This window comes from Amycolatopsis kentuckyensis (assembly GCF_002155975.1).
GTDB classification, from domain to species: Bacteria; Actinomycetota; Actinomycetes; order Mycobacteriales; family Pseudonocardiaceae; genus Amycolatopsis; species Amycolatopsis kentuckyensis.
The window spans coordinates 22,259-43,418 of record NZ_MUMI01000126.1; the positions used below are offsets into that span (position 1 = coordinate 22,259).

A 21,160-nucleotide genomic window follows, 5' to 3' on the forward strand; every position below is an offset into this window, starting at 1 on the left:
CCCCTCAGGACCCGAGTGACTGCTGCGCGGTCTGCACCACGCGCGCGGCCCCGTCGGCGACGCTCGTCCGGCCGAAGATCACGTCGTCGTAGCCGCGCTGGAAGTCGCGCTTCACCGCCGCGGACCCGGTGGGCCACAGGCCGGTGGCCGGGCCGATCCGGTCGGCGACCGACTTCTCGTAGTCGCACACCGCCTTCGTGGCGGCCTGGGCCGTGCCGCAGACCTGCTCGCGGATCGCGGTGTTCGGTGGCAACCCGCGCGCGACCCCCAGGAGCTTGCCCGCTTCGGGGTCGTTGACCAGGAAGCTCAGCAGCTTGGCGGCCGCGTCCTTGTGCGCCGAGCGCTGCGCGACGGCGAAGGTGACCGGCGGCATGGCGGCCATGCCGGACACCGCGCCATCAGCGGGCAGCGGCGCCGCCTTGATCCCGGGGCCGTAGCTGGAGAGGTAGGCGCTGAGGCTGGAGTCGTAGTTGATCTCCGACCCGGCGCGCTTGGTGACCAGGCCCGAGTTCGGCATCGAGCCGTCCATCTTCGTGGTGACCTCGGGCGCGGTGACGGCCTTGGCGGCCCGGAGGTCGCCGGTCAGCGTCCAGAACCGGGTCAGGTCGGCGGCGTCGAACCCGAGCTTGCCGTCGTCGGTGTAGAGCTGCTTGCCGTGCTGGTGCAGCCAGACTTCGAACCAGTCGATGGCCCAGCCGAAGTCGGTCGTCCCGGCCACCCCGGTCGCGGCCACCTTGCGCAGGCCCTCGCCGAACTGCGCCCAGGTCCAGCTCGTGCCCGGCCCGGACGGCGGCTCGACGCCCGCCTTGGTGAAGACGCCCGCGTCGTAGGCGAGCATCTGCGTGGTCTGGCCGCCGGGCACGGCGTACTGCTTGCCCTCGATCTTCCCGCCGGCCAGCAGCGCGGGCGCGATCCCGGTGACGTCGATCGTCTTGCCCGTGTACGAACTCAGGTCCTCGAGCACGTGCCGGTGCTGGTACTCGCCGAGCGTCGCGCGGTCCAGCTGGATCAGGTCGGGGGAGGCGCCGCCGGCGACCTGGGTGGAGAGCTTCTGGAAGTAGGCGTCGTACGCGGCGTACTCGGTCTGGACCGTGATGCCCGGATTGTCCTTCATGAACAGGTCCACCGCGGCCTTGGTGACCTTGGCGCGGTCTTCGTTGCCCCACCAGACGAAGCGGATCGTCGTCGGTCCCGACGCGGCGCCGCCGCCACCGCACCCCGTGATCAGCCCCGCCAGCGTGACCGCCACGGCCGCCGCCAGGCCGGCGCGCACCCCGAACCGTCCGTTCATCGAATTTCCCTTCTGGAGACCACCACCCGGGCGAGCTCACCGGAATTCGGTCTTGAATCGGTTCAAGCACGGTAAGTCCGCGCGCGGTCGGCGTCAACCAGCAATGATCGCCGCGAAAGCGCCGAAACTTTCGAATGGGTCGAATGACCGAAGCCGTTCATCCGATCACCGAGAAAGCGCTTACTTGCGGACTGGACTGTTCGGGTCGGCCAGGTTGACAAGCCCGGAAACGTCTGGTTTGAATCGGTTCATCGCGGCAGCGACGAGCTGATCCGGAGGCCGACGATGTCCCCGCAGTTCCCCCTTTCCCGCAGAGTCTTCCTCGGCGGTGTGTCGGCACTGGCCGCCACCGCCGTCACCCCGGTGGCCGCCGCGGCGGCCTCCCCCACCACGTCCGGCGGTGGCGAAGTGCGCCTGCACTGGCTGGACGGCCGGCCGACCGCCCCGGCGGGCTGCGCCTTCGGCGTCCCCTGGCCACGGGGAACGTTGTCCAGGAACACCCCACTGGCCCTGCGCACGGGCGACGGCGGCGGAGTTCCGGTGCAGTCGTGGCCGCTCGCCTACTGGCCGGACGGCTCGGTCAAGTGGACCGGGCACGCCGTGACGTCGTCGGCCGGCGCGGACACCTTCGTGCTGACCCCCGGGACACCCGCGCCGCCACCGGTTCCGGTCACCGTGCGCCGGTCGCCCCGCGAAATCGTGGTGGCCAACGGAACGGTCGAGCTGAAGCTCGCCACGACCGGCGCCGTCGCCGTGCCGTCGCTCTCCCGCGGCGGGCGGGTCGTGGCGCGCGACGGCGAGCTCGTGCTGCGGCTGCAGGACCAGCCGGACGACGCCGACGACACCCGGGCACCCCGTCGCGAAGACTGGACGGGCATCGTCGAACGCGCCGAGGTCGAGCAATCGGGCCCGGTGCGCGCGGTGGTGAAGCTGACCGGCCGGTACCGGCGCGACCGCGGCCGCGGCACCCGGGCGATCCTGCCCTGGACGGTGCGGGTCTACCTCGGCGCGGGCGACGACTCCCTGCGTGTCGTGCACAGTTTCCGCTGGGACGCCGACGAAAACCACGACTTCGTCCGCGGGCTCGGCCTGCGGTTCGCCGTTCCGCTGGCCGACGAGCCGCACAACCGGCACGTCCGCTTCGGCACGGCCGCGGGCGGCGTCTGGGGCGAACCCGTCCGGGTGCTCACCGGCCTGCGCCGCGACCCCGGCGCGGCGGTCCGGAAGGCGCAGACCGAAGGCACCGCCACGCCGCCGGTCGCGCAGTGGGGCCAGCAGGTGCGCGACGGCTACCAGAACCTGGCGCTGTGGAACGACTTCACGCTGTTCCAGGAGTCCGCCCGCCACTTCGCCGTGTGGAAACGCACGAGCGCCGCGGGCAGCTGGCTCAAGCACGCCGGCCACGGCGACCGCGCGTCCGGCTTCGGTTACGTCGGCGGCCCGGCCGGCGGGCTGGGCTTCGGGCTGCGCGACTTCTGGCAGCGTGCCCCGCGCTCGCTGGACGTCCGGGGCGCGGCCACCGACACGGCGTCGGTGACCGTCTGGTCGTACTCCCCGCTGGCCCCGGCGATGGACCTGCGCACCTACGACACGGTCGCCCACGGGCTCGATCTGTCCTATGAGGACGTCCAAGAAGGCTTCGCGACGCCGCAGGGCATGGTGCGCTCGACCGAACTACGGCTGTGGGCGCTGTCGGCCACCCCGTCCCGGGACGCGATCGCCGCGCTGTCGGCCACGCTGACCGCGCCGCCGCAGCTCGTCACGGACCCGGGGACCTACCACGCGGCCGGGGTCTTCGGCCGCTGGAGCCTGCCCGACCGCAGCACGCCCGCCCGCGCGGCCCTCGAAGACGGGATCGCCCGGGAGATCGGCTTCTATGCCGACCAGGTCGACGAGCGCGAGTGGTACGGGTTCTGGCACTACGGCGACGTCATGCACACCTACGACGCGGACCGCCACGAATGGCGCTACGACGTCGGCGGGTACGCCTGGGACAACGCCGAACTCGGCACGGACGCCCTGCTCTGGTACGCCTTCCTGCGCTCGGGCGATCCCCGGACGTTCCGGCTGGCGCACGCCATGACCCAGCACGTGTCCGAAGTGGACACCCACCACAGCGGCCGGTTCGCCGGGCTCGGGTCGCGGCACGCCGTCGTCCACTGGGGCGACGGGGCCAAGGAAGCGCGGGTCGGCGAGTCGTTCACCAAGCGGTTCTCCTACTACCTCACCGCCGACGAGCTGCTGGGCGACCTGATCCGGTCGTCGCTGCAGGTCGACGAGACGCTGCGCACGGTGGACCCGCTGCGCGAAGTCCTGCCGCCGCAGACGAAAGCGCCGGCCCGCGTCCGCATCGGACCCGACTGGTACGCGCTGGTCAGCAACTGGCTGACGGAGTGGGAACGCACCGGCGACGTCCGCTGGCGCGACCGGATCGTCACCGGCATGAAGGACATCGCCACGTTCCCCGCCGGGCTGTTCACCGGCGAGGCGGGTGGCGCGGTCGGCTTCGACCCGGCGACCGGCCACCTGGTGAACCTGGAGAAGGGCGACTTCGACGGCGGCTACAACCTGTCGATGGCCTTCCTCGGCGAGCAGATCCTCTGGGAGAGCCTCGACCTGGTCGACGTCCCGGAGTTCCGCCGGACCTACCTGGACTTCGCCCGGTACGCCCAAGCGCCGTCGGCCGAAAAGATCGCCCGGTACGGCCGCGACTTCAACCCGGGGCTGTTCAAGACGATCTACTCCCGCGTCACGGCGTGGGCGGGCGAGCAGCTCGGCGACGCGAGCCTGCGCAAACGCGGCTGGGACCAGTTCACGAGCGACCCCGCGGGCAAGCCGTGGCCACCCGCGGAACGCGTCACCGGCTCCGCCGTGGCCGGCCCGGTGACCGAGATTCCCACGCGGACCACGACGAACCCCGCGGGCGACTTCGCCACCTTTGCCACCAACGACTTCGCGCAGCGGAACCTGGCCACCATCGCCCTGCTCGCCATCGCCCCGGAGGAAGCCCCGTGAGAATCCTGGTTCCGCTACTGGCCGCGGTGCTCGCACTGGGCGCGTCCCCGGCGGCCGCGCACTCGCGCTGGACCGTGTGCGACGGCTCGTGCTCGTTCGACGTGCCCGCGGGCGACTACGAGATCGATGCGCTGCTGACCGGGCAGACCGGCCTCGACGTGGAAGCCCGCCGGATCGCGCTCGCTCCGGTGGACACCCGGCCGGGCCAGTACGTCCACCGGTCGGTGACGGTCGAGGTGCGCACGCCGGAAGGGATGCCGAGCGGGGAGGACGGGCCGGGCACACCCGGCCTGCAGGTGCGGCTCACCGGTGCGGCGCCGCGGCCGGCCCGAATCGCCGTGACACCGAAACCGCGGGCACCACGGGTTTTCGTCATCAGCGACTCCACCGCCTGCGACTGGACGAACCTGCCGAAGAACGGCTGGGCCCAGGCGCTGCCGGAGTTCTTCCGCGCCGGACCGAGCGTGCGGAACTACGCCCAGTCCGGCGCCGGCACGGTCAGCTACCTCGCCGACCCGCGCTACTTCGCCCGCGTGCGCCCGATGGTCCGGCCCGGGGACACGGTCCTGATCCAGCTGGCGCACAACGACAAGCAGACGACCGAAGACGTCTACCGCGCCAACCTGGGCACGCTGATCGACGGCGTCCGCGCACAGGGCGGGGCGCCGGTCGTGGTGACGCCTCCGGTGCGGCACCGGTTCGGCGCGGACGGCAAGCTCACACCGCTCGGCCTGGTCGTCAACAACATCGGCGTCGACCTGCCCGCGGTGCTGCGGGACGTCGCGCGGCAGCAGAAGATTCCGCTGCTGGACCTGACGGCGCGCAGCCAGGCCCTGGTGGAAAGGCTGGGCGAAGCGGCGTCCTGGCCGCTGTACCTGACGCTCGCGCACGACGGCGTCGACGACGCGACCCACCTGAGCCGGTACGGTGCCGAGCAGTTCGCCGCGCTCGTCACGCGGGCGATGGTCGAGGCCCGGTTGCCGCTCGCGCGGTTTCTCCGCCCCTGACGGGTGACGGCGGTTTCCGCCGGGCCCCTCCTGGGTATTCCTCCTGCGCCGGCAACCCGACCATGCGTGCGCCCCGGTGCGAGGTGAGGTCATGGTGACGACGACAGGTGATGGCTTTCCGCTTCCGATCAGCATCGAGGACACTGACGCAGCCCAGCTGGAAGCGGCCGTCGGAGTCCTGCGGGCCCTGGATTACCGGCAGGGCGGCGGGTTCTGCCGGGACGCCGTCCAGGTGGTCAAGACGGCGAGCCTGCTGCTGCACTGGGGCACGGTCCCGGAACCCTTGCGGGCCAGGCTGTACACGGTCCTGGCCGATGTGCACAACCTGCTGGGCTGGACGGAATTCGACATCGGACGCGGCGAACCGGCACGGCGCCGCTTCGAGCGCGCGCTGGACATCGCGGCCGAGGCGGGCAACGACAGCCTGGTGGCCAACATCCGCTACCGGCTCGGCCGCGTACACCTGCACCACCACGACGTCACCGGCGCGCTGGCGGAGTTCGCCCGCGGCCGGGCCGCGGCGCGGCGCTCGGACTGCCGCCGGGCCCTGGCGATCCTCGCGGCGAACGAAGCGTGGGCATTCGCGATGGCCGGCGACGAGCACGCGGCCCTGACCCGGCTGGCGGAGGCCGAGGCGGCGTTCGCCACGGCGGGTTCGTGGCCGGAACCGAGGCCGTGGGAGGCGTTCTTCCGCGAGACGGACATGGCGGCCATGCGCGGCACGGTCCTGACGGAGCTGTCCACCACGGTGTCGGCCCGCTACAGCGGCGAAGCCATCCCCCAGCTGACCGCGGCAGCCGGCCGCTACGGCGCCGACATGGCCCGCAGCCGATCGTTGACGTTGATCATGCTGGCCCAGAACCACGCGCTCCAGGGCGACTTCGAGGAAGCCACCCGGATCGGCGAGGAGGCGCTCGACCTGGCCGAGACGGTCGGTTCGGTCCGCCCGAAGGACCGCCTCGCCCCGCTCGAGCGCCTCCTGACCCGCCACCGTGCGACGCGGGGCCTGGCCGACCGCATCAGCCGCTACCGAACCGAGCCCCTCCCCTGACCTCCACCGTGTCGTCCCGCCAATCACGCGTGCCGACCCTTCAATCACGCGAGATGACCCTTCAAGCACGCGATGTCCCCGACCAACCGCGCCGGGGCGGTGGCGTTACGGCGGATCAGATCGGTCACCGGCGGTATCGGACCGGCCGCGGGGCGGGTGAGGCTGCGGCGTTTGCGCGGGTGATCCCGGCCAGCCCGTGTTCGCGCATCAGCCGCTCCACCCGCTTGGGGTTCACGGTGTGGCCGCGGCGGCGACCCATTCGGAGAAGCCAGCCTCCGCGGCCTGCCCTTCAAGCACGCGACAGGCCTACCCCGTCACCGCGATCGCGTTCAACGCGCGGCCGATGAGGTCCGGCAGCGGACCCTCGCCGCCGATCCAGTCGTCCAGGGAGATGCGGACCGCCGCCATTGCCGAGGCCGCCAGCATCCGGGGCCTCGGATCGGCCGCCGTCACCTCCGCGAACCGCGGGGCCAGCAACTCCGCGATCGCCCGCTCGTAACGCTGGTACGTCTGCGCCGTCCACGCGGCCAGCGTCGCCGAAGTCCGGGTGAGCCGGGCCAGTTCGCGGATCGAGTCCTCGTGGGCCGGGAACTCCGCCGCGAGCTCGCCGAACGCCGCCACCAGTGCCTCCTTCGGTGCGAGCTCGGGCGGCTGGCGGGCGATTGCCGCGGTGACCAGCGTCAGCCACGGTCCGGTGATGCCCGCCGCCACCGCGCTTTCCTTGGTGTCGTAGTAGCGGAAGAAGGTCGCCCGGGCGACCTCGGCGTCCGCCGCGATGTGGTCGACCGTCGTGCCGGCGACACCGTGCCGTCCCGCCAGCCGGGCCGCCGACGCGGCGATCCGCGCGTTCGTCGCCCGCCTCTTGCGGACGGCCAGGCCTTCCGGTTCACTCTGAGACATAGTCTCATTCTGGACTATCTCTCACGGAGGAGCACGGGTGAACCAGCGCGCACAGGTCGTCATGTCCCCGGACGAGGTCAGCCGGTTCCTCGACGAGCAACGCGTCGCGACGCTCGCCACCCTCGGCCCGTCGGGCCAGCCGCACCTCGTCGCGATGTGGTACGCCGTGCTCGACGGGGTGCTGTGGTTCGAAACCAAGGCCAAGTCGCAGAAGGCCGCGAACCTGCGCCGCGACGGCCGCGTCACCGTGATGGTCGAAACCGGCGACACCTACGACGCCCTGCGCGGGGTCGCCCTGGAAGGCCGGGCCACGATCGTCGACGACCCGGACGCGCTGTGGGCGGTCGGGGTCAACGTCTGGGAGCGGTACAACGGCCCGTACAGCGAAGACGTCCGGCCGATGGTCGAGTTCATGCTCACCAAGCGGGTCGCCGTCCGCCTCGACGTCGAACGGACGCGGTCGTGGGACCACCGCAAGCTCGGCCTGCCCGCGCTGCCGCTCGGGGGCACGACCGCCCGGTGACTCCGTTCGGGTCGTTGCCGGATGTTTGGTCGTCGGACGACCGGGGTACCACCCACCCGGTGTGAACCGAGTGACGACGGAGAAGGGGTCCCAGCATGCAGACCAGGGGTGATCGTGACCGCTGACGGCAACCACGTCCGGCCTCAGGACCTCCTGCGCGTGACGGCCCACGAGTCCGGCAGCGCGGTCGTGCTCGCCGTGGCGGGCGAGGTCGACCTGCTCAGCGCGCCCGTTCTCGGCGACGGCGTGACCACCGCCCTCGCCGGCGCACCGGAACTGCTGGTGATCGACCTGTCCGAAGTGTCCTTCCTGGCGTCCATCGGCATCACGGTCCTGCTCGAGGCGCGCCGCGCGGCCGGCCCCGCCACCCGGGTCCGGGTCGTCGCCCCCGAAGCCGGCGTCGTCAACCGCACCCTCCGGCTGACCGGCCTGCACGAGGCACTGGCCGTCACCACCACCCGGGACGACGCGCTCACCGGCTGAACCGGGCCGCGACGGCGCGGAAGACCTCCTTCGGTTCCCAGGCGAGCCCCGGGTACGCCGTGCCGCTCTGTCCGTTGAGGACCTTGACGACGCCGTAGCTGGCCAGGTCGAGATCGCGCCGGGGCTCCGGATCGGACGGGCATTCGTAGCCGGCGAAGGTGAACCAGAACGCGCCGTGCACGCCTTCGGCCTCGAAGACGTCCATCAGCTCGGTGAAGTACGCCGCCTGCCCGGCCTCGTCGCGGACGTAGTCGCCGTTCAGCGCCCGCGGATCGGCCTCGAAGTCGAGGATCGTCCACCCGGTGCCGCCCGCGTCGGCCGCGCCCCGGTAGGTGCAGCAGCCGAACTCCGTGACGACCAAGGGCTTTCCGTGCCTTCGGTGGCCCCGGACGTGCCGGGCGAAGTCCTCGGCGTTGGCGGCCGAGCGGTACAGGTTGACCGCGGCGAAGTCGAACTCCGCCCAGTCGATTTCTTCCCAGTCCCCGGCGGCGTAGGTGACCTGGCCGCCGAAGTGCTCCCGGGCGGTCTTGGTGAGGTCACGCAGCATCGCGGCGAAGTCCCACTCGCGCTCGAACCCGGCCCAGGCGGCGGGATCCGTCGCGTTGCGCAGGCGTTCCACGAGGAAGGCGCCGGGCACGAACCCGGTGCAGAACAACGACATCTCGCAGCCGAGCACGAGCACGGTTTCCGGGTCACGTGCCCGGATCTCCTCGGCCCGCCGGGCACAGCCCGCGAAGTAGGGCGTCAGCTGCGGCGGCGTGAGGTCCATCGGGAACGGCGAAAACCACACGCGCAGCCCGGCGTCGATCGCGGCGTGCGCGGCGACGACGAGGCGGTCCGGATCGTCACCGCTGATCCGGACGGTGTCGCAGTGCAGGTCGGCTGCGATGATCTCGAGTTCCCGCCGCACGACCGCGGGCTCGAACTCCCGGCGGGACCGGTCCCCGACCGCGCCGCCGAAGCCGGTGTCGTAGTTGATCCCCTTGAGCCGCATCCGTTCCCCCCTTGGAATGTACGTCGTACACTCGAATGTACGCTGTATATTCCGGGCATGCCACAGCTGATCTGGCACCACCCGGAACCCCCGGGCCGGAAGAACGCGCTCACCCGCGCGTCGGTGGTGCGCGCGGCCATCGAGGTCGCCGACGCCGGCGGGGTGGCGGCGCTGACCATGCGGACGGTGGCCGACGCGCTGGGCGTCTCGACGCCGATGTCGCTGTACCGGTACGTGCTGAACAAGGACGGCCTGGTCGACCTGATGCTCGACGAGGTGTCGGCCGAGGTCCCGGTGCCGGCCGGCCCCGGCGGCGATTGGCGCGCCGACCTGCGCGGGCTCGCGCTCGGCCTGTGGGCGATGATCGGCAGGCACCGCTGGTACGCCGAGCTGGTGGACGGCCGGCCCCCGTTCGGCCCGCACACCCTGCGGCGGGCCGCGTTCCTGCTGTCGGTGCTCGACGGCGCGGGCCTGGAACCGGCCGTCGCGTATGCGTCGTTGCTGGACAACTACGTGACGGGCACGGCGATGAGCGTCAGCCGCGAGCTGGTGATGCTCGAGCGGTTCGGCATCGGCTCGACGGAGGACCTGCACGCGTACGCACCCGAGATGGCCGACGACTCGCTCGCGGCGTGGCTCCCGGACATGCCGGACCTGACCGCGGACTCCCGCTTCGAGCTCGGCCTCGACTGCCTGCTCGACGGCTTCGACCGGCGGCGGCGTTGAGCGCTCAGCCGTGGCTGGCCGCGAACCCGACCGCGACCCAGCCCGCGTCCTGCCGCCGCAGCTCGAAACCGTAGGCGACCGCGCCGGGATCGCTGCCGTGCAGCGCCTTCACGCTTTCCCAGGTGTAGTCGCCGGGCTCGTCCGGGCGGTACGGGGCCGTCCAGTACTGCGGGGTCGTCGATGCGCCGCAGCTGCGGTGCCCCCAGAACCGGACCGTGCGGGTGCTGTCGGTGAAGACCGTCCGGGCCGGGTCGTCGATCGTCCACCAGTCGCGGCAATCCGGGCTGCTCGCCCGGGCGGGACCGGCGGCGAACAGCCCGCCCAGCACCGAAACCGCGACCGTCACCACACCAAGACGCCCAGCACGCATCGAAATCCCCCCGTGTCGATCTTGCCGTAAGCGTACCCGAAATGTCCGGTTGCGTCGCTCACCCCGCGTCACCTCGGGGCGGGTGGCAGGATGTGCGCGGTGAGCATGCGCACCAGGAACAACGTGACCGTCACCGGCCCGGAAGACGGCCCCACCCTCCTGTTCGCGCACGGTTTCGGCTGCGACCAGAACCTGTGGCGCCTGGTCGTCCCGGAACTCGCCACGCGGTACCGGGTCGTGCTGTTCGACCACACCGGCGCCGGACGCTCGGACCTCTCCGCCTGGACCCCCGAGCGCTACGGCAGCCTCGACGGCTACGCCGAGGACGTCCTGGCCATCTGCCACGAGCTGGACCTGCGGGACGTCGTGCTGGTCGGCCACTCGGTCAGCGCGATGATCGCCGTGCTGGCCGCCAACCGGGAACCGGACCGGTTCGCGAAGCTCGTGCTGCTCACGCCGTCGCCGTGCTACCTCGACGACGGTGCCTACCGCGGCGGGTTCAGCCGGGCCGACATCGACGAACTGCTCGACTCGCTCGAGTCGAACTACCTCGGCTGGTCCGCGACCATGGCGCCGGTGATCATGGGCAACCCGGACCGCCCGGAGCTCGGCGAGGAGCTGACGAACAGCTTCTGCCGCACCGATCCCGCGATCGCGCGCGTCTTCGCCCGGGTGACGTTCCTCTCCGACAACCGGGCCGATCTGGCGAAGGTCTCCGTGCCGACGCTGGTGCTCGAATGCTCGAACGACGCCATCGCGCCGCCCGCGGTGGGCCGGTTCACCCACGAGCAGATCGACGGCAGCACCCTGGTGACGCTGGCCGCCACCGGGCACTGCCCGCAGCTCAGCGCGCCGGAGGCGACGGCCGCCGCGATCACGGCGTTCGTGAGCGGGCCGTGATGTGCGAAGACCACCCCGGTCCGGGTGGTCAGGAGAGCGCCGCACCGGAATTCTCGGCCTTGCTGGAGGACAGCGCGGAAGACCTCTACGAGCACGCCCCCTGCGGGTACCTCTCGACGCTGCTCGACGGCACGATCGCGAAGATCAACGCCACCCTGCTCGGCTGGCTCGGCTACGAACGCGACGACGTCGTCGGCCGGCGCCGGTTCGCCGATCTGCTCACCGTCGGCGGCCGGATCTACCACGAGACGCACTTCGCGCCGCTCCTGCGCATGCAGGGCGAACTCGGCGGCGTCGCCTTCGAGCTGAAGGCCGCCGACGGGAGCCGGCTGCCGGTGCTGGTGACCTCGACGGTCAAGACCGGCTCCGACGGGCAGGCGCAGCTGATCCGCACCACGATCTTCGACGCGCGCGACCGGCGGGCCTACGAACAGGAACTGCTGCGGGCCCGCGAAGAAGCCGAGCGCGAACGCGACCGGGTGCAGCGGCTCGCGCGGACGCTGCAGCAGACCCTGCTGCCGCCCGCGCTGGCCGAGGTGCCCGGCGTGCAGGTCGCGGCCTACTACCACCCCGCGTCGGCCGACGAGGTCGGCGGCGACTTCTACGACCTGTTCCCGCTGACCGGCGACACGTGGGGGTTCTTCCTCGGCGACGTGTCCGGGAAGGGCGCCGCCGCGGCCGTGGTGACGTCGCTGGCGCGCTACACCCTGCGCGCCGCCGCGGTGCACGATCCCGACCCGGCGGCCGTGCTGGACCACCTCAACACGGTGCTGCACCACGAGTACCGCGGCGCCGATCCGCGCTACTGCACCGTCATCCAGGGCCGCATCCGGCCCGGGGCGGCCGGCGCGGCGGTCACCCTGGCCACCGGCGGCCACCCGCCCGCGCTGCTGATCCGCGCCGACGGCACGTCCGCGTTCCTGCCCGTCCCGGGCGGCCAGCTGGTGGGCGCGCTGCCCCGCGCGCGCTTCGCCACCGAGGACGTCTTCCTGGTCCCGGGCGACACTCTGCTGCTGTACACCGACGGGCTGACCGAGGCGCGCACGCAGGGCCGCGTCCGCTACAGCGAAGAGCAGCTGCAGGAGGACCTGGCCGGCCTGGCGCCGACGACGGCCTCCGCGGTGATCACGGCGGTGATCGGCCTGCTCGCCGGCTTCGGCGACGGCGTCGAGGACGACACGGCGCTGCTGGCGCTGAGCATCCCGCTGCCCGGAGGCGATCGAGCGTGACCGGCACCCCGTTCTCCGTCGCGACCCGCACCACCGGGGCCGGCGCGGTGGTCACCGTCGAGGGAGAGCTCGACGTGGCGACCGCACCCCGCCTCCGTGCCGGGGTGGCCGCGCTCGCCCTGGGGCCGGGCCAGCTGCTGGTGGTGGACCTGGCCGGGGTGACGTTCTGCGACTCCAGCGGGATTTCCGCGCTGATCGCGGCCCGCAACGTCGCCGAGGCGGCCGGGGCGGGTGTCGCGCTGGCGGCGGTGCCCGCCCGGCTGAGCCGGACGTTCGGGCTGATCGGCCTCGCGGACTTCTTCCCGGCCTATCCGAGCGCCGAGGACGCCTTCAGAGACTGACCGGCGGTCTCGGCTTCGACCAGCGGAAGCCGCACGCTCGCGTGCGGGATGATCCCCAGCTCGGCCAGCGCGGCCTTGGCGTTCGCCGCGCCCGTGCCGGAACGCAGGAGCCGGTCCGTCAGCGGGATCAGCTCGTCGTGGATCGCCCGCGCCTGCACGAGGTCGCCGTCGCGGACGGTGTGGATGAGCTCGGCGGTGCGGTCGGCCGCCACGTTGGCCACGACGCTGACCAGGCCCGCGGCGCCGCACGCGAGGTACGGCAGGTTGAGCTCGTCGATGCCGCAGTAGTAGGCCAGCGACGTCCGGCTCATCACCGTCATTGCCTCGAACAGGTCGCCTTTCGCGTCCTTGACGGCCCGGATCCGCGGGTGGGCGGCCAGTTCGATCAGGGTCGACGGCGCCATCGCGACGCCGGTGCGCGCGGGGACGTCGTAGAGCATCACCGGCAGCTCGGTGGCGTCCGCGACGGCCAGGCAGTGGGCGAGCACGCCGGCCTGCGTCGGCCGGGAGTAGTAGGGGCAGACGAGCAGCAGCGCGTCCGCCCCCGCGGCCGCGGCCTCGCGGGCCCGGCGGACGCTCGTCGCCGTGTCGTAGGTGCCGACGCCGGCGATCACGCGCGCGCGGTTCTCCGCCTGGGCCACCACGGCCCGGACGAGGCCGGCGGACTCGGCGTCGGAGAGGGTCGGGGACTCGCCGGTGGTGCCGCCGACGACGAGGCCGTCGCACCCGGTGGCGAGCAGGTGCTCGACGAGCCGGGTCAGGCCGGGTGCGCTGAGCGCGCCGCCGGGCTCCATGGGGGTCACCATCGCGACGAGGTTGGCGCCGAATTCGGTCATGTCCCGACCGTGCCGGGCGCGACTGCTGCGGTCCAGCGATGCTTTTTTGCCGATATTGCGTAGCCTGGCTTCATGATCGAGGTGGGTGCGCTGCGGGCGTTGCGCTCGGTGGCGGCGCTCGGGACGCTGGCGCGGGCGGCCGACGAGCTCGGCTTCACCGCGTCGGCGGTGTCGCAGCAGATCAAGCGACTGGAACGTCAGGTCGGCGTCCCGGTGCTGGCCCCGGCGGGCCGCGGCGTGGTGCTGACCCCGGCGGGCCAGGCGATCGCCGACTCGGCACCGGAGGTGTTCCAGGCCCTGGAGCGCTGCGCGGAAGCGGCCCAGTCGGTAGCGGAGGGAGCACCGCGCGGCACGCTCCGGGTGGCGGCGTTTTCGACGGCGATCCGCGGCTTGCTGGCACCGCTGATGCGGCGGCTGGCGTACCCGGATCTGCGCGTGGAGCTCACGGAGCAGGATCCGGACGAGGCGTTGCGCAGCGTCGGTGCGGGAACGGCCGACCTGGCGCTGGTCCACGACGCCGACGGGTTGCTGCCCACGCCGCTGCCGCCATCGCTGGCCCGGCGGTGGGTGCACACGGACGTCGGCGACGTGGTGGTGAGCCGCAGGCACCCGCTGGCGGAGCTCGCCACACCGCTGGACGAGACGGCACTGGCGGGACACGCGTGGGTGACCAGCCCGCCGGGAACCGTGTGCCACCAGTGGTTCCGCCGGTTGTTCGCGGAGGAACCCGACGTGCGCCACCGGGTCGACGACTTCGCGACGCAGCTGTCGCTGGTGGCCTCGGGACAGGTGGTGGCATTGATCCCCCGGCTCGCCCGCCCGCCGCTGGGGGACGGCTTGATCGCGCGGCCGTTGAGCCGGCCGCCGAAGCGCGAGGTGCACGCGGTGTGGCGGCGGAGCGCGGAGGCGAGCCCGGCGATCCGAGCGGTTCTGGCCGAGCTGGGGCCGCCGGCCGGCCGCGCTCAGCAGGAGAAGCACGCGTCGAAGCACGGAGGCGATCCAGGCCCGGCGGCCGAAGCGATCAGCGCAGCCGGTACACCGAAACGTGCGAGCGCGACTCCGTCGTGAACTCCGCCCCGGTCCAGTCCGCGTGCCGGGAATCCAGCTCGAACCCGGCCAGCCGCCCCATCAGGTCGAGCTCCGCCGGCCAGATGTAGCGCTGCGGGCAGCGGCTCACCCGTGCCTCCCGCCCCGCGCCGAACGTGAAGTGGTGGGACACCAGGTGCTGGCGCACCGTGTCGTACGTGTCCACTCCGGCGTACCCGTCCTCGGACCGGAACACCAGCCCGTCCTGCCCCGGCGGGAGCCTCCGCAGCTCGGGGACGCCCAGCTCGATCACGAACCGGCCGCCCGGCTCCAGGTGGCGGGCGGCGTTGCGGAAGCACGCCACCTGCTCGTCCTGGGTCAGCAGGTTCGAGATCGTGTTGTACACCAGGTAGACCAGCGAAAACCGGCCCTCGGCCCGCGCCGTCGCCATGTCGCCGACGACCACCGGGATCGCCGCCTTCGCCCGCAGCCGGGCCAGCATCGGCTCCGACAGCTCGATGCCCGTGACGGGCACTCCGCGCTCGGCTAGTGGCACCGCTATCCGCCCGGTGCCGATGGCGAACTCCAGTGCCCGCCCGCCGCCCGCCAGTGCGGCCAGGCGCTCCACCGCGGGTTCGACGACCTCGGGGGCGAACATGCCGCGACCCGGCGTGTCGTAGTGCTCGGCCGCCGAAGCGTCCCAGATCTCGTCTTGTCGCATCCCTCCCACCCTGGTTTGGACCCACGGGCGCTGTCCAACCAATTACGACTTGCCCGATTTCGGGCAAGAATTTGGGGTTCGCGACGCAAGGAGGCATGATGGCCCGCGTGGAGGACACCGACATCGTCGAGCGCGTGGCCGCGTCCACCGGGCTGCCACCCGGGGTCGCCGCCCGCGTCGTCGACGACGTCCTGGCCTTCTACCGGACTCCCACCGAGGACTACGTGCGCCGCCGGCACGCCGAGCTGCAGGCACAGGGCCGGAAGAACCCCGAGATCTTCCCCCTGATCGCCGCGGAGCTCCGCGGGCGGCTGGTGGCCGCGCCCGTCCTCTCCGAGCGGCAGCTGCGCCGCATCGTCTACGGCTAGGAAGAGGTCTCCCATGTGCGGGATCGTCGGCTACATCGGCGGCCAGAACGCCGCCCCCATCCTGCTCGAAGGCCTGACCCGGCTCGAGTACCGCGGCTACGACTCCGCGGGCATCGCCGTCCTCGGCCCGAAGAACACCGCCCAGGTCCACCGCGTGGTCGGCCGCGTGCGCAACCTCGCTGCGGCGCTGCCCAAGCGGCTCGCCGGGAAGGCCGGCATCGGGCACACGCGCTGGGCCACGCACGGGCCCGCCTCCGAGGCCAACGCGCACCCGCACACGTCCGAAGACGGCCGGATCTGCGTCGTCCACAACGGCATCATCGACAACGCCGACACGCTGCGCGCCCAGCTCGCCGACGCCGGCGTCACCCTCGCCTCCGAGACCGACACCGAGGTCCTCGCCCACCTGATCGCGCGCTCGGCCGCCGAAACCCTCGAAGACGCCGTCGTGGACGCGGTCTCCCGGGTCACCGGCACGTACGCGATCGCCGTCACCGACAGCGCGCACCCGGACCGGCTGGTCATCGCGCGCAACGGTTCGCCGCTGATCATCGGCGTCGGCGAGCGGGAGATGTTCGTCGCCAGCGACCTGGCCGCGCTCGTGCGGCACACCTCGCAGGTCGCGCACCTCGACGACGGCGAGTTCGCGACGGTCTTCGCCACCGGCTACCGCACCTTCACCGTCGACGAGAGCGACACCACCAAGCCCGCCACCGAGATCGACATCGACGCCGAGGACCTCGACCTGGGCGGCTACCCGCACTACATGGCCAAGGAAATCCAGGAGCAGCCCGAATCCGTCGAGCGGATCATCCGCGGCCGGCTGGACGACCGGTTCGGCGTCGCCCGCCTGGACGGGCTCAACCTGACGCCGCGGGAGCTGCGCGGGTTCGCCCGCGTGAAGATCCTCGGCTGCGGCTCCGCCTACTACGTCGGCCAGATCGGCGCGACGATGATCGAGGAGCTCGCCAGGATCCCGGCCGACGCCGAAGCCGCGTCCGAGTTCCGCTACCGCAACCCGATCATCGAGGCCGACACGCTCTACATCGCGGTCAGCCAGTCCGGCGAAACGATCGACACCGCCTTCGCGGTCGAAGAGATCAAGCGCAAGGGCGGCCGGGTCGTCGGCCTGGTCAACGTCGTCGGCTCGACCATCGCCCGCGCCTGCGAAGGCGGCGTCTACCTGCACGCCGGCCCGGAGATCGCGGTCGCCTCGACCAAGGCGCTGACCAACATGGCCGTCGGGTTCGCACTGATCGCGCTGGCCCTCGGCCGGGTCCGCGATCTGTCCAATGCGGACGGTCAGCGGATCATCGACGCCGTCCGCGCGCTGCCGGGCCAGATCAAGTCCATTCTGGACTTCGAGCCGGAGATCGCCGAGCACGCGAAGACCGTCGCCGCCGCGAAGAGCCTGTTCTTCGTCGGCCGCGTCCGCGGCTACCCGGTGGCCCGCGAGGGCGCGCAGAAGTTCAAGGAGATCTCCTACCGCCACGCCGAGGCGTACCAGACCTCCGAGCTCAAGCACGGCCCGCTCGCCCTGATCGACGAAGCCCTCCCGACGGTCGCCGTCGTGCCGTCGGACGAGCTGACCGAGCGCAACCTGGCCGCGGTCCAGCAGATCAAGGCCCGCGGCGGGGCGGTGCTGGCCGTCACCCACGAGAACGTCGACTTCGGCGAACTCGACGTCCCGCGGATCGTGGTGCCCAAGACCGAGCCGGAGCTCGACCCGATCCTGCTGACCATCCCGCTGCAGCTGCTCGCCTACCACGCCGCGCTGACCCTGGGCTACGACATCGACAAGCCGCGCAACCTGGCCAAGTCTGTCACAGTCGAGTAGCACTTCAGCCTAGGCGGAAATCGGCCACCCGGATCGGCGAGGGCGTCGTCCCGCTCGACACCTGCTGGTACATCACGGAGAGCACGCCGTCGGCAGCCAGCCGCGAGTCGTCGACGTCGACCTCGCCGAACGCGCGGAGATCCGGGCTGTAGACGGTCTTCCAGTCGGTCCAGCCGCTCGCCTTGGTCGCCGCGACGATCCGCCCGTACGGCATGACGAGGTAGGCGTTGTCGCCGCGGTCGAAGACCAGCTTCGTCCGCTGGGTGGACTCGGGCGCGACCGGCACTTCGCGTTTGGTCCAGCTGCCGTCGGCCGCCCGGCTGAGGAAGAAGGTGCGGCCGTACTGCTTGCGCTGCGCGGAGTAGTTCGTGACGCACTGGGTGAACCGGCCCGGCACGTAGCTGATCACCGCGTGCGGCTGCCCGGCGGAGTCGACGGCCTGGCTCTCCTGGTTCATCAGCCCGTGGTCGACGCCGAGCGGGTCGACGACCGTGCCCGGCGCGGACACGGCCACCGGCGTGCCGCCCGTCGTCCCGACGACCGCGCCGGCGTTGTTCCGCCAGGTCCGGCCGCGGTCGTCGCTGTAGGCGTAGCCGGTGTCGTGGTTGGCCAGCCCGCCGGAGTTGCACAGCACGCCGGAGTTGCCTTCGCGCCAGGTGAACGTGGTGTGCAGGCGGCCACCGGGCCCGTAGGTGATGCCGTGCAGGTACATGTTGCGGGTGGTGCTGGTGACACCGTTGCCGGACGTCCACGAGCCGGTCGCCGACGACCACTTCCCCAGCTTGCGCCAGCTGCCCCCGCTGTACTCGGCGAGCTCGTTGGTGCCGTTGCCCGACGCCCCGGTCCGGTAGCTGAGCTGCAGTGTGCGCTCCGGCGTGACGACGAACTGCGGGTAGGTGATCGCCCCGAGGTCGACGCCGTTCAGCGTGCGCTGCACCGCCCCGAACGCCGAGGACGTCCAGGCGTGCGAAGCGGGCGCGGACAGCAGCCCGGCCACCGACTCGACGTAGTAGACCTGGTTGCCGTGGGTGTCCATGGCCACGTGCAGCCGGCCGTCGTCGGGCGAGACGCCCATCGAGATGACGTTGTGCGAGTCGTCCACGGTCAGCTTGTGCGGCAGCGCGACGGTCTGCCACGCACCGGCGGCACCGGCCCGCCGGGCGACCACCGCGCTGCGGTCGGCGGTGTACCAGGCCGCGTACTGGTAGCCCGCGTAGCTGAAGATGCCGCTCTGCTGGAACGAGTCGTTGTTCACCAGCCCGTCGTAGGAGACGAAGTACAGCGCCTTCGCGTCGAGCTGGGTGTCGGCGATCTTGACCACGGACACGGCCGCCTCCGCGGGCGCGGCGGGCAGCAGCGGCAGCGCCACCGCCACCAGCACGCCCAGGATCCGGGAAAGCGCTCTCTTCGTGGCCATGGCCCACCCTTCCCGCGGCGTCGACGCGAACAAGGATCGGCCGCCGCCGGACCGCCGTCAACCGACGGATGGGGGGTTCGCCGTCGGCCGGGGAAGCGCGGATCCGCTTCCCCGGCCGAACGTTAGATCCTGTTCGAAACACCGCTTCCGCCCGCGGCACCCCTGCAAGAGTCACCTCCGTCCGAGCCGAGGCAGACCCTTCACGAGGAGCCGTTATGCGAAGACTGACCATTCGCCTTGCCGCCACCGCCGCCGCGCTCGCCGCGGCAACGGCCGTCGTCGGCGCGCCGACCGCGACCGCGGCCGGTCCGGCCGCCGAGGTCGCGTGCAACTCCTTCACCAACGTGGGTGTGGGCGGCGGGTGGTACCTCCACGTGCCGTCGGTGGGCGCCAACTCCGGGGTCTACAACTGCGTCGTGGTCCGGGGGCACCGAGGCATCGCCGTCCTGGTGGTGCAGGAGAGCTTGAACGCCTGCTACCAGCAGGGCCTGCAGGAAGACTCCGACTTCGGCGGCAACACCGAGCGAGGGGTGAAGAACGCCCAGACCGCGATCAACCGCGCCTACGGCAACGTCCTGACCGTCGACGGCCGGTTCGGCCCCAAGACCAGCTCCTACTTCTCCTTCCAGGCCTACGACTACAACAACGGCGCCGGCGGCGCCCACACGGGCTTCTGCTACCGCCGGTAGTGCCGCGGTGCGTCCGCACGGCACCCGCCGTGCGGACACCCCCGCCGCTTCGGCATCATGGACGCCCGGCGAGGACGGCACCGGCGATGTCCTGCCGCCGCAGCCGCGCCTGCTTGGGCATGTTCCACCCGAGCACGCCGGTGACGACGCCGCCACGGCGGTACTGCGCCACGAACCGGCCTTCGGCCGGGTCACCCTCCACAACGGACACTTCCGCGGCCGCGGACAGGGTTCCGTGCACGTGGATCCGGGCGTCGAACTGGTGGGTCCAGAAGTAGGGCACCGGCGTGTACGGGCGGTCTTCGCCGAGGAGGTTCCCCGCGACGGCCACCGCCTGCTCGGTCGCGTTGGTCCGGTTTTCCAGCCGCAGCAGCGCATCGAGCCCTTCGTGGTGCCAGCGGGCGACGTCGCCCGCGGCGTAGATCCCGTCCGCCGCCCGGCAGCGGGAGTCGCACACGACGCCGTTGTCGCACAGCACTCCGCTGCCCACGAGCCACTCCGTCGCCGGTGCGGCCCCGAAGGCGACCACGACGACGTCGGCGGGCAGCACTTCGCCGGACGCGAGCCGGACCCCGGTCACCCGGCCGTCTCCGGACGCCAGGCCCGTGACCGCCGAGCCGAGCCGCAGGCCGACGCCCCGGCTCGCGTGCAGTTCGGCGAGCAGCCCGGCGGGCAGCGGGCCGAACTGGTAGGCCAGCGGCGCGGGCTGGGGGCCGGCGAGGGTGACCGGCACGCCCGCCGCGCACACGGTCGCGGCGATCTCCGCGCCGAGCACGCCGTCCCCGACGACCACCACCCGCTTGCCCGGCGCCAGGTCCGCGCGCAGGGCCAGCGTGTCGTCGAGGGTGCGCAGCACGTGGACGCCGTCGAGGCCGTCCTGGCCCGGCAGGGTGCGCGGCCGCAGCCCGGTGGCGAGCACGATCGCGTCCGCGGTCAGGGTGCGCCCGGCCGCGGTGTGGACGGTCCGCGCGGCGGCATCCAGCCGCACCGCCGGGTCCCCGAGCACGAACTCGGCGGCCAACGCGGACAACGCGTCCGGCGTCCGCAGCCGGGCCTGCTCGGGCGTCCAGCTCCCGCCGAGGACCTGCTTGGACAACGGCGGCCGGTCGTAGGGCAGGTGCGCTTCGGCGCCCAGCACGGTCACGCGGCCGGCGTAACCCTTGCGGCGCAGGGCTTCCACGGTCGCGAGCCCGGCCGCCGAGGCGCCGACGACGAGGACGTCGTCGATCATCCCTCCTCGCTGACCGCGATCGCGACGCCCGGGCACACGCTCGCCGCCTCGCGGACGGTCGCGTGCAGCGCTTCGGCGGGGTGCTCGTCGAGCAGGACGACGATGCCGTCGTCGTCACGCTGGTCGAACACGTCCGGGGCGAGCATGACGCAGGTGCCGGCGCCGCAGCACTTGGCTTCGTCCACGATGACCTTCATGGCGGTTC

General features: G+C 72.2%; 23 protein-coding genes. 13 read left to right on the forward strand and 10 right to left on the reverse strand.

The genetic code is table 11. The annotated features are described in order from the left end of the window. Positions 1-4 precede the first annotated feature (4 nt). Positions 5-1,291, reverse strand: a complete 1,287-nt coding sequence (locus CCN39_RS13720) for an ABC transporter substrate-binding protein (RefSeq protein WP_086841988.1) — start codon at positions 1,289-1,291, stop codon at positions 5-7. Positions 1,292-1,576: 285 nt separating this feature from the next. On the opposite strand from CCN39_RS13720, the gene CCN39_RS13725 reads away from it, so the two are divergent. The 3 genes from CCN39_RS13725 (at position 1,577) to CCN39_RS13735 (ending at position 6,364) form a co-directional block, all read left to right on the forward strand. After that, positions 1,577-4,306, forward strand: a complete 2,730-nt coding sequence (locus CCN39_RS13725; protein WP_086841990.1) for an exo-rhamnogalacturonan lyase family protein — start codon at positions 1,577-1,579, stop codon at positions 4,304-4,306. After that, positions 4,303-5,313 carry a GDSL-type esterase/lipase family protein gene (locus tag CCN39_RS13730; RefSeq protein ID WP_086841992.1) on the forward strand — a complete coding sequence of 337 codons (1,011 nt, stop codon included), beginning with the start codon at positions 4,303-4,305 and terminating at the stop codon, positions 5,311-5,313. The genes CCN39_RS13725 and CCN39_RS13730 overlap by 4 nt, the downstream gene beginning before the upstream one ends. Positions 5,314-5,404: 91 nt before the next feature. Continuing rightward, complete coding sequence (locus CCN39_RS13735; RefSeq protein ID WP_086841994.1) at positions 5,405-6,364, forward strand: NsdA family TPR-like regulatory protein; 960 nt, start codon at positions 5,405-5,407, stop codon at positions 6,362-6,364. Positions 6,365-6,488: 124 nt separating this feature from the next. Here CCN39_RS13735 and CCN39_RS52880 read toward each other — a convergent pair whose 3' ends face one another. Together CCN39_RS52880 and CCN39_RS13745 are read right to left on the reverse strand one after the other, a co-directional pair. Continuing rightward, on the reverse strand, positions 6,489-6,623 hold the full coding sequence (locus tag CCN39_RS52880) for an IS3 family transposase (RefSeq protein ID WP_086841997.1): 135 nt from the start codon (positions 6,621-6,623) through the stop codon (positions 6,489-6,491). 47 nt (positions 6,624-6,670) lie between these two features. Beyond that, positions 6,671-7,264 (reverse strand): acyl-CoA-like ligand-binding transcription factor, encoded by a 594-nt coding sequence (locus CCN39_RS13745; RefSeq protein ID WP_086841999.1) that lies wholly within the window; start codon positions 7,262-7,264, stop codon positions 6,671-6,673. Positions 7,265-7,301: 37 nt separating this feature from the next. Between CCN39_RS13745 and CCN39_RS13750 the strand changes: the two genes are divergently transcribed. Both CCN39_RS13750 and CCN39_RS13755 read left to right on the forward strand, forming a co-directional pair. Further along, on the forward strand, positions 7,302-7,787 hold the full coding sequence (locus CCN39_RS13750) for a pyridoxamine 5'-phosphate oxidase family protein (protein WP_244210772.1): 486 nt from the start codon (positions 7,302-7,304) through the stop codon (positions 7,785-7,787). A 108-nt stretch (positions 7,788-7,895) separates the two neighbouring features. After that, positions 7,896-8,270, forward strand: coding sequence for an STAS domain-containing protein (locus CCN39_RS13755; RefSeq protein WP_086842001.1), 375 nt, complete (start codon positions 7,896-7,898; stop codon positions 8,268-8,270). Here the strand turns inward: CCN39_RS13755 and CCN39_RS13760 are convergent. Further along, positions 8,260-9,264, reverse strand: a complete 1,005-nt coding sequence (locus tag CCN39_RS13760) for a glycoside hydrolase family 113 protein (protein WP_086842003.1) — start codon at positions 9,262-9,264, stop codon at positions 8,260-8,262. The genes CCN39_RS13755 and CCN39_RS13760 overlap by 11 nt on opposite strands. 57 nt (positions 9,265-9,321) lie before the next feature. Here CCN39_RS13760 and CCN39_RS13765 point away from each other — a divergent pair, with 57 nt between their 5' ends. Beyond that, positions 9,322-9,990: a TetR/AcrR family transcriptional regulator gene (locus tag CCN39_RS13765; protein ID WP_086842005.1), complete on the forward strand. Its 669-nt coding sequence runs from the start codon at positions 9,322-9,324 to the stop codon at positions 9,988-9,990. A 4-nt stretch (positions 9,991-9,994) separates the two neighbouring features. Here the strand turns inward: CCN39_RS13765 and CCN39_RS13770 are convergent, their stop codons facing one another. Then, a complete protein-coding gene (locus CCN39_RS13770) occupies positions 9,995-10,336 on the reverse strand; it encodes a hypothetical protein (RefSeq protein WP_143264033.1) in 342 nt (113 codons plus the stop codon). 123 nt (positions 10,337-10,459) lie between these two features. On the opposite strand from CCN39_RS13770, the gene CCN39_RS13775 reads away from it, so the two are divergent. Genes CCN39_RS13775 through CCN39_RS13785 form a run of 3 tightly spaced genes read left to right on the forward strand, consistent with a single transcriptional unit; the run spans position 10,460 to position 12,830 of the window. Continuing rightward, positions 10,460-11,260, forward strand: coding sequence for an alpha/beta fold hydrolase (locus CCN39_RS13775; protein WP_434781104.1), 801 nt, complete (start codon positions 10,460-10,462; stop codon positions 11,258-11,260). Next, a complete protein-coding gene (locus CCN39_RS13780) occupies positions 11,260-12,489 on the forward strand; it encodes a PP2C family protein-serine/threonine phosphatase (protein WP_244210773.1) in 1,230 nt (409 codons plus the stop codon). Before CCN39_RS13775 ends, CCN39_RS13780 begins: the two co-directional genes overlap by 1 nt. Then, positions 12,486-12,830 (forward strand): STAS domain-containing protein, encoded by a 345-nt coding sequence (locus CCN39_RS13785; protein WP_086842011.1) that lies wholly within the window; start codon positions 12,486-12,488, stop codon positions 12,828-12,830. Before CCN39_RS13780 ends, CCN39_RS13785 begins: the two co-directional genes overlap by 4 nt. Here the strand turns inward: CCN39_RS13785 and dapA are convergent. Next, on the reverse strand, positions 12,797-13,666 hold the full coding sequence (gene dapA, locus CCN39_RS13790) for a 4-hydroxy-tetrahydrodipicolinate synthase (protein ID WP_086842014.1): 870 nt from the start codon (positions 13,664-13,666) through the stop codon (positions 12,797-12,799). The genes CCN39_RS13785 and dapA overlap by 34 nt on opposite strands. A gap of 72 nt (positions 13,667-13,738) precedes the next feature. Between dapA and CCN39_RS13795 the strand changes: the two genes are divergently transcribed. Then, the gene (locus CCN39_RS13795; RefSeq protein ID WP_086842015.1) at positions 13,739-14,734 is read left to right on the forward strand and encodes a LysR family transcriptional regulator; all 996 of its coding nucleotides are present in this window, start codon (positions 13,739-13,741) and stop codon (positions 14,732-14,734) included. On the opposite strand, the gene CCN39_RS13800 is transcribed toward CCN39_RS13795, so the two are convergent. Further along, positions 14,688-15,413 (reverse strand): class I SAM-dependent DNA methyltransferase, encoded by a 726-nt coding sequence (locus tag CCN39_RS13800; protein ID WP_086842017.1) that lies wholly within the window; start codon positions 15,411-15,413, stop codon positions 14,688-14,690. The two genes, CCN39_RS13795 and CCN39_RS13800, sit on opposite strands and share 47 nt — an antisense overlap. 95 nt (positions 15,414-15,508) lie before the next feature. Here CCN39_RS13800 and CCN39_RS13805 point away from each other — a divergent pair, with 95 nt between their 5' ends. Beyond that, a complete protein-coding gene (locus tag CCN39_RS13805; protein ID WP_086842019.1) occupies positions 15,509-15,781 on the forward strand; it encodes a hypothetical protein in 273 nt (90 codons plus the stop codon). 13 nt (positions 15,782-15,794) lie between these two features. Next, on the forward strand, positions 15,795-17,618 hold the full coding sequence (gene glmS, locus CCN39_RS13810) for a glutamine--fructose-6-phosphate transaminase (isomerizing) (RefSeq protein ID WP_086842021.1): 1,824 nt from the start codon (positions 15,795-15,797) through the stop codon (positions 17,616-17,618). Positions 17,619-17,622: 4 nt separating this feature from the next. Here glmS and CCN39_RS13815 read toward each other — a convergent pair whose 3' ends face one another. Then, on the reverse strand, positions 17,623-19,035 hold the full coding sequence (locus tag CCN39_RS13815) for a BNR repeat-containing protein (protein ID WP_086842023.1): 1,413 nt from the start codon (positions 19,033-19,035) through the stop codon (positions 17,623-17,625). A gap of 215 nt (positions 19,036-19,250) precedes the next feature. Here CCN39_RS13815 and CCN39_RS13820 point away from each other — a divergent pair, with 215 nt between their 5' ends. Further along, on the forward strand, positions 19,251-19,724 hold the full coding sequence (locus CCN39_RS13820; protein WP_086842025.1) for a peptidoglycan-binding domain-containing protein: 474 nt from the start codon (positions 19,251-19,253) through the stop codon (positions 19,722-19,724). A gap of 55 nt (positions 19,725-19,779) precedes the next feature. Here CCN39_RS13820 and CCN39_RS13825 read toward each other — a convergent pair whose 3' ends face one another. Together CCN39_RS13825 and CCN39_RS13830 are read right to left on the reverse strand one after the other, a co-directional pair. Further along, positions 19,780-20,955: an NAD(P)/FAD-dependent oxidoreductase gene (locus CCN39_RS13825; RefSeq protein ID WP_086842027.1), complete on the reverse strand. Its 1,176-nt coding sequence runs from the start codon at positions 20,953-20,955 to the stop codon at positions 19,780-19,782. Beyond that, entirely contained in the window at positions 20,952-21,152 is a 201-nt protein-coding gene (locus CCN39_RS13830; protein ID WP_086842029.1) for a ferredoxin, read from the reverse strand. Before CCN39_RS13830 ends, CCN39_RS13825 begins: the two co-directional genes overlap by 4 nt. Between the last annotated feature and the right edge of the window lie 8 nt (positions 21,153-21,160).

Excerpts from the sequence above, each read along its gene's own strand:
- CCN39_RS13720 (WP_086841988.1), bottom strand. The coding sequence starts at position 1,291 with ATGAACGGACGGTTCGGGGTGCGCGCCGGCCTGGCGGCGGCCGTGGCG.
- CCN39_RS13725 (WP_086841990.1), top strand. The coding sequence starts at position 1,577 with ATGTCCCCGCAGTTCCCCCTTTCCCGCAGAGTCTTCCTCGGCGGTGTG.
- CCN39_RS13735 (WP_086841994.1), top strand. The coding sequence starts at position 5,405 with ATGGTGACGACGACAGGTGATGGCTTTCCGCTTCCGATCAGCATCGAG.
- CCN39_RS52880 (WP_086841997.1), bottom strand. The coding sequence starts at position 6,623 with ATGGGTCGCCGCCGCGGCCACACCGTGAACCCCAAGCGGGTGGAGCGG.
- CCN39_RS13745 (WP_086841999.1), bottom strand. The coding sequence starts at position 7,264 with ATGTCTCAGAGTGAACCGGAAGGCCTGGCCGTCCGCAAGAGGCGGGCG.
- CCN39_RS13760 (WP_086842003.1), bottom strand. The coding sequence starts at position 9,264 with ATGCGGCTCAAGGGGATCAACTACGACACCGGCTTCGGCGGCGCGGTC.
- CCN39_RS13765 (WP_086842005.1), top strand. The coding sequence starts at position 9,322 with ATGCCACAGCTGATCTGGCACCACCCGGAACCCCCGGGCCGGAAGAAC.
- CCN39_RS13780 (WP_244210773.1), top strand. The coding sequence starts at position 11,260 with ATGTGCGAAGACCACCCCGGTCCGGGTGGTCAGGAGAGCGCCGCACCG.
- dapA (WP_086842014.1), bottom strand. The coding sequence starts at position 13,666 with ATGACCGAATTCGGCGCCAACCTCGTCGCGATGGTGACCCCCATGGAG.
- CCN39_RS13795 (WP_086842015.1), top strand. The coding sequence starts at position 13,739 with ATGATCGAGGTGGGTGCGCTGCGGGCGTTGCGCTCGGTGGCGGCGCTC.
- CCN39_RS13800 (WP_086842017.1), bottom strand. The coding sequence starts at position 15,413 with ATGCGACAAGACGAGATCTGGGACGCTTCGGCGGCCGAGCACTACGAC.
- CCN39_RS13805 (WP_086842019.1), top strand. The coding sequence starts at position 15,509 with ATGATGGCCCGCGTGGAGGACACCGACATCGTCGAGCGCGTGGCCGCG.
- glmS (WP_086842021.1), top strand. The coding sequence starts at position 15,795 with ATGTGCGGGATCGTCGGCTACATCGGCGGCCAGAACGCCGCCCCCATC.
- CCN39_RS13815 (WP_086842023.1), bottom strand. The coding sequence starts at position 19,035 with ATGGCCACGAAGAGAGCGCTTTCCCGGATCCTGGGCGTGCTGGTGGCG.
- CCN39_RS13820 (WP_086842025.1), top strand. The coding sequence starts at position 19,251 with ATGCGAAGACTGACCATTCGCCTTGCCGCCACCGCCGCCGCGCTCGCC.
- CCN39_RS13825 (WP_086842027.1), bottom strand. The coding sequence starts at position 20,955 with ATGATCGACGACGTCCTCGTCGTCGGCGCCTCGGCGGCCGGGCTCGCG.
- CCN39_RS13830 (WP_086842029.1), bottom strand. The coding sequence starts at position 21,152 with ATGAAGGTCATCGTGGACGAAGCCAAGTGCTGCGGCGCCGGCACCTGC.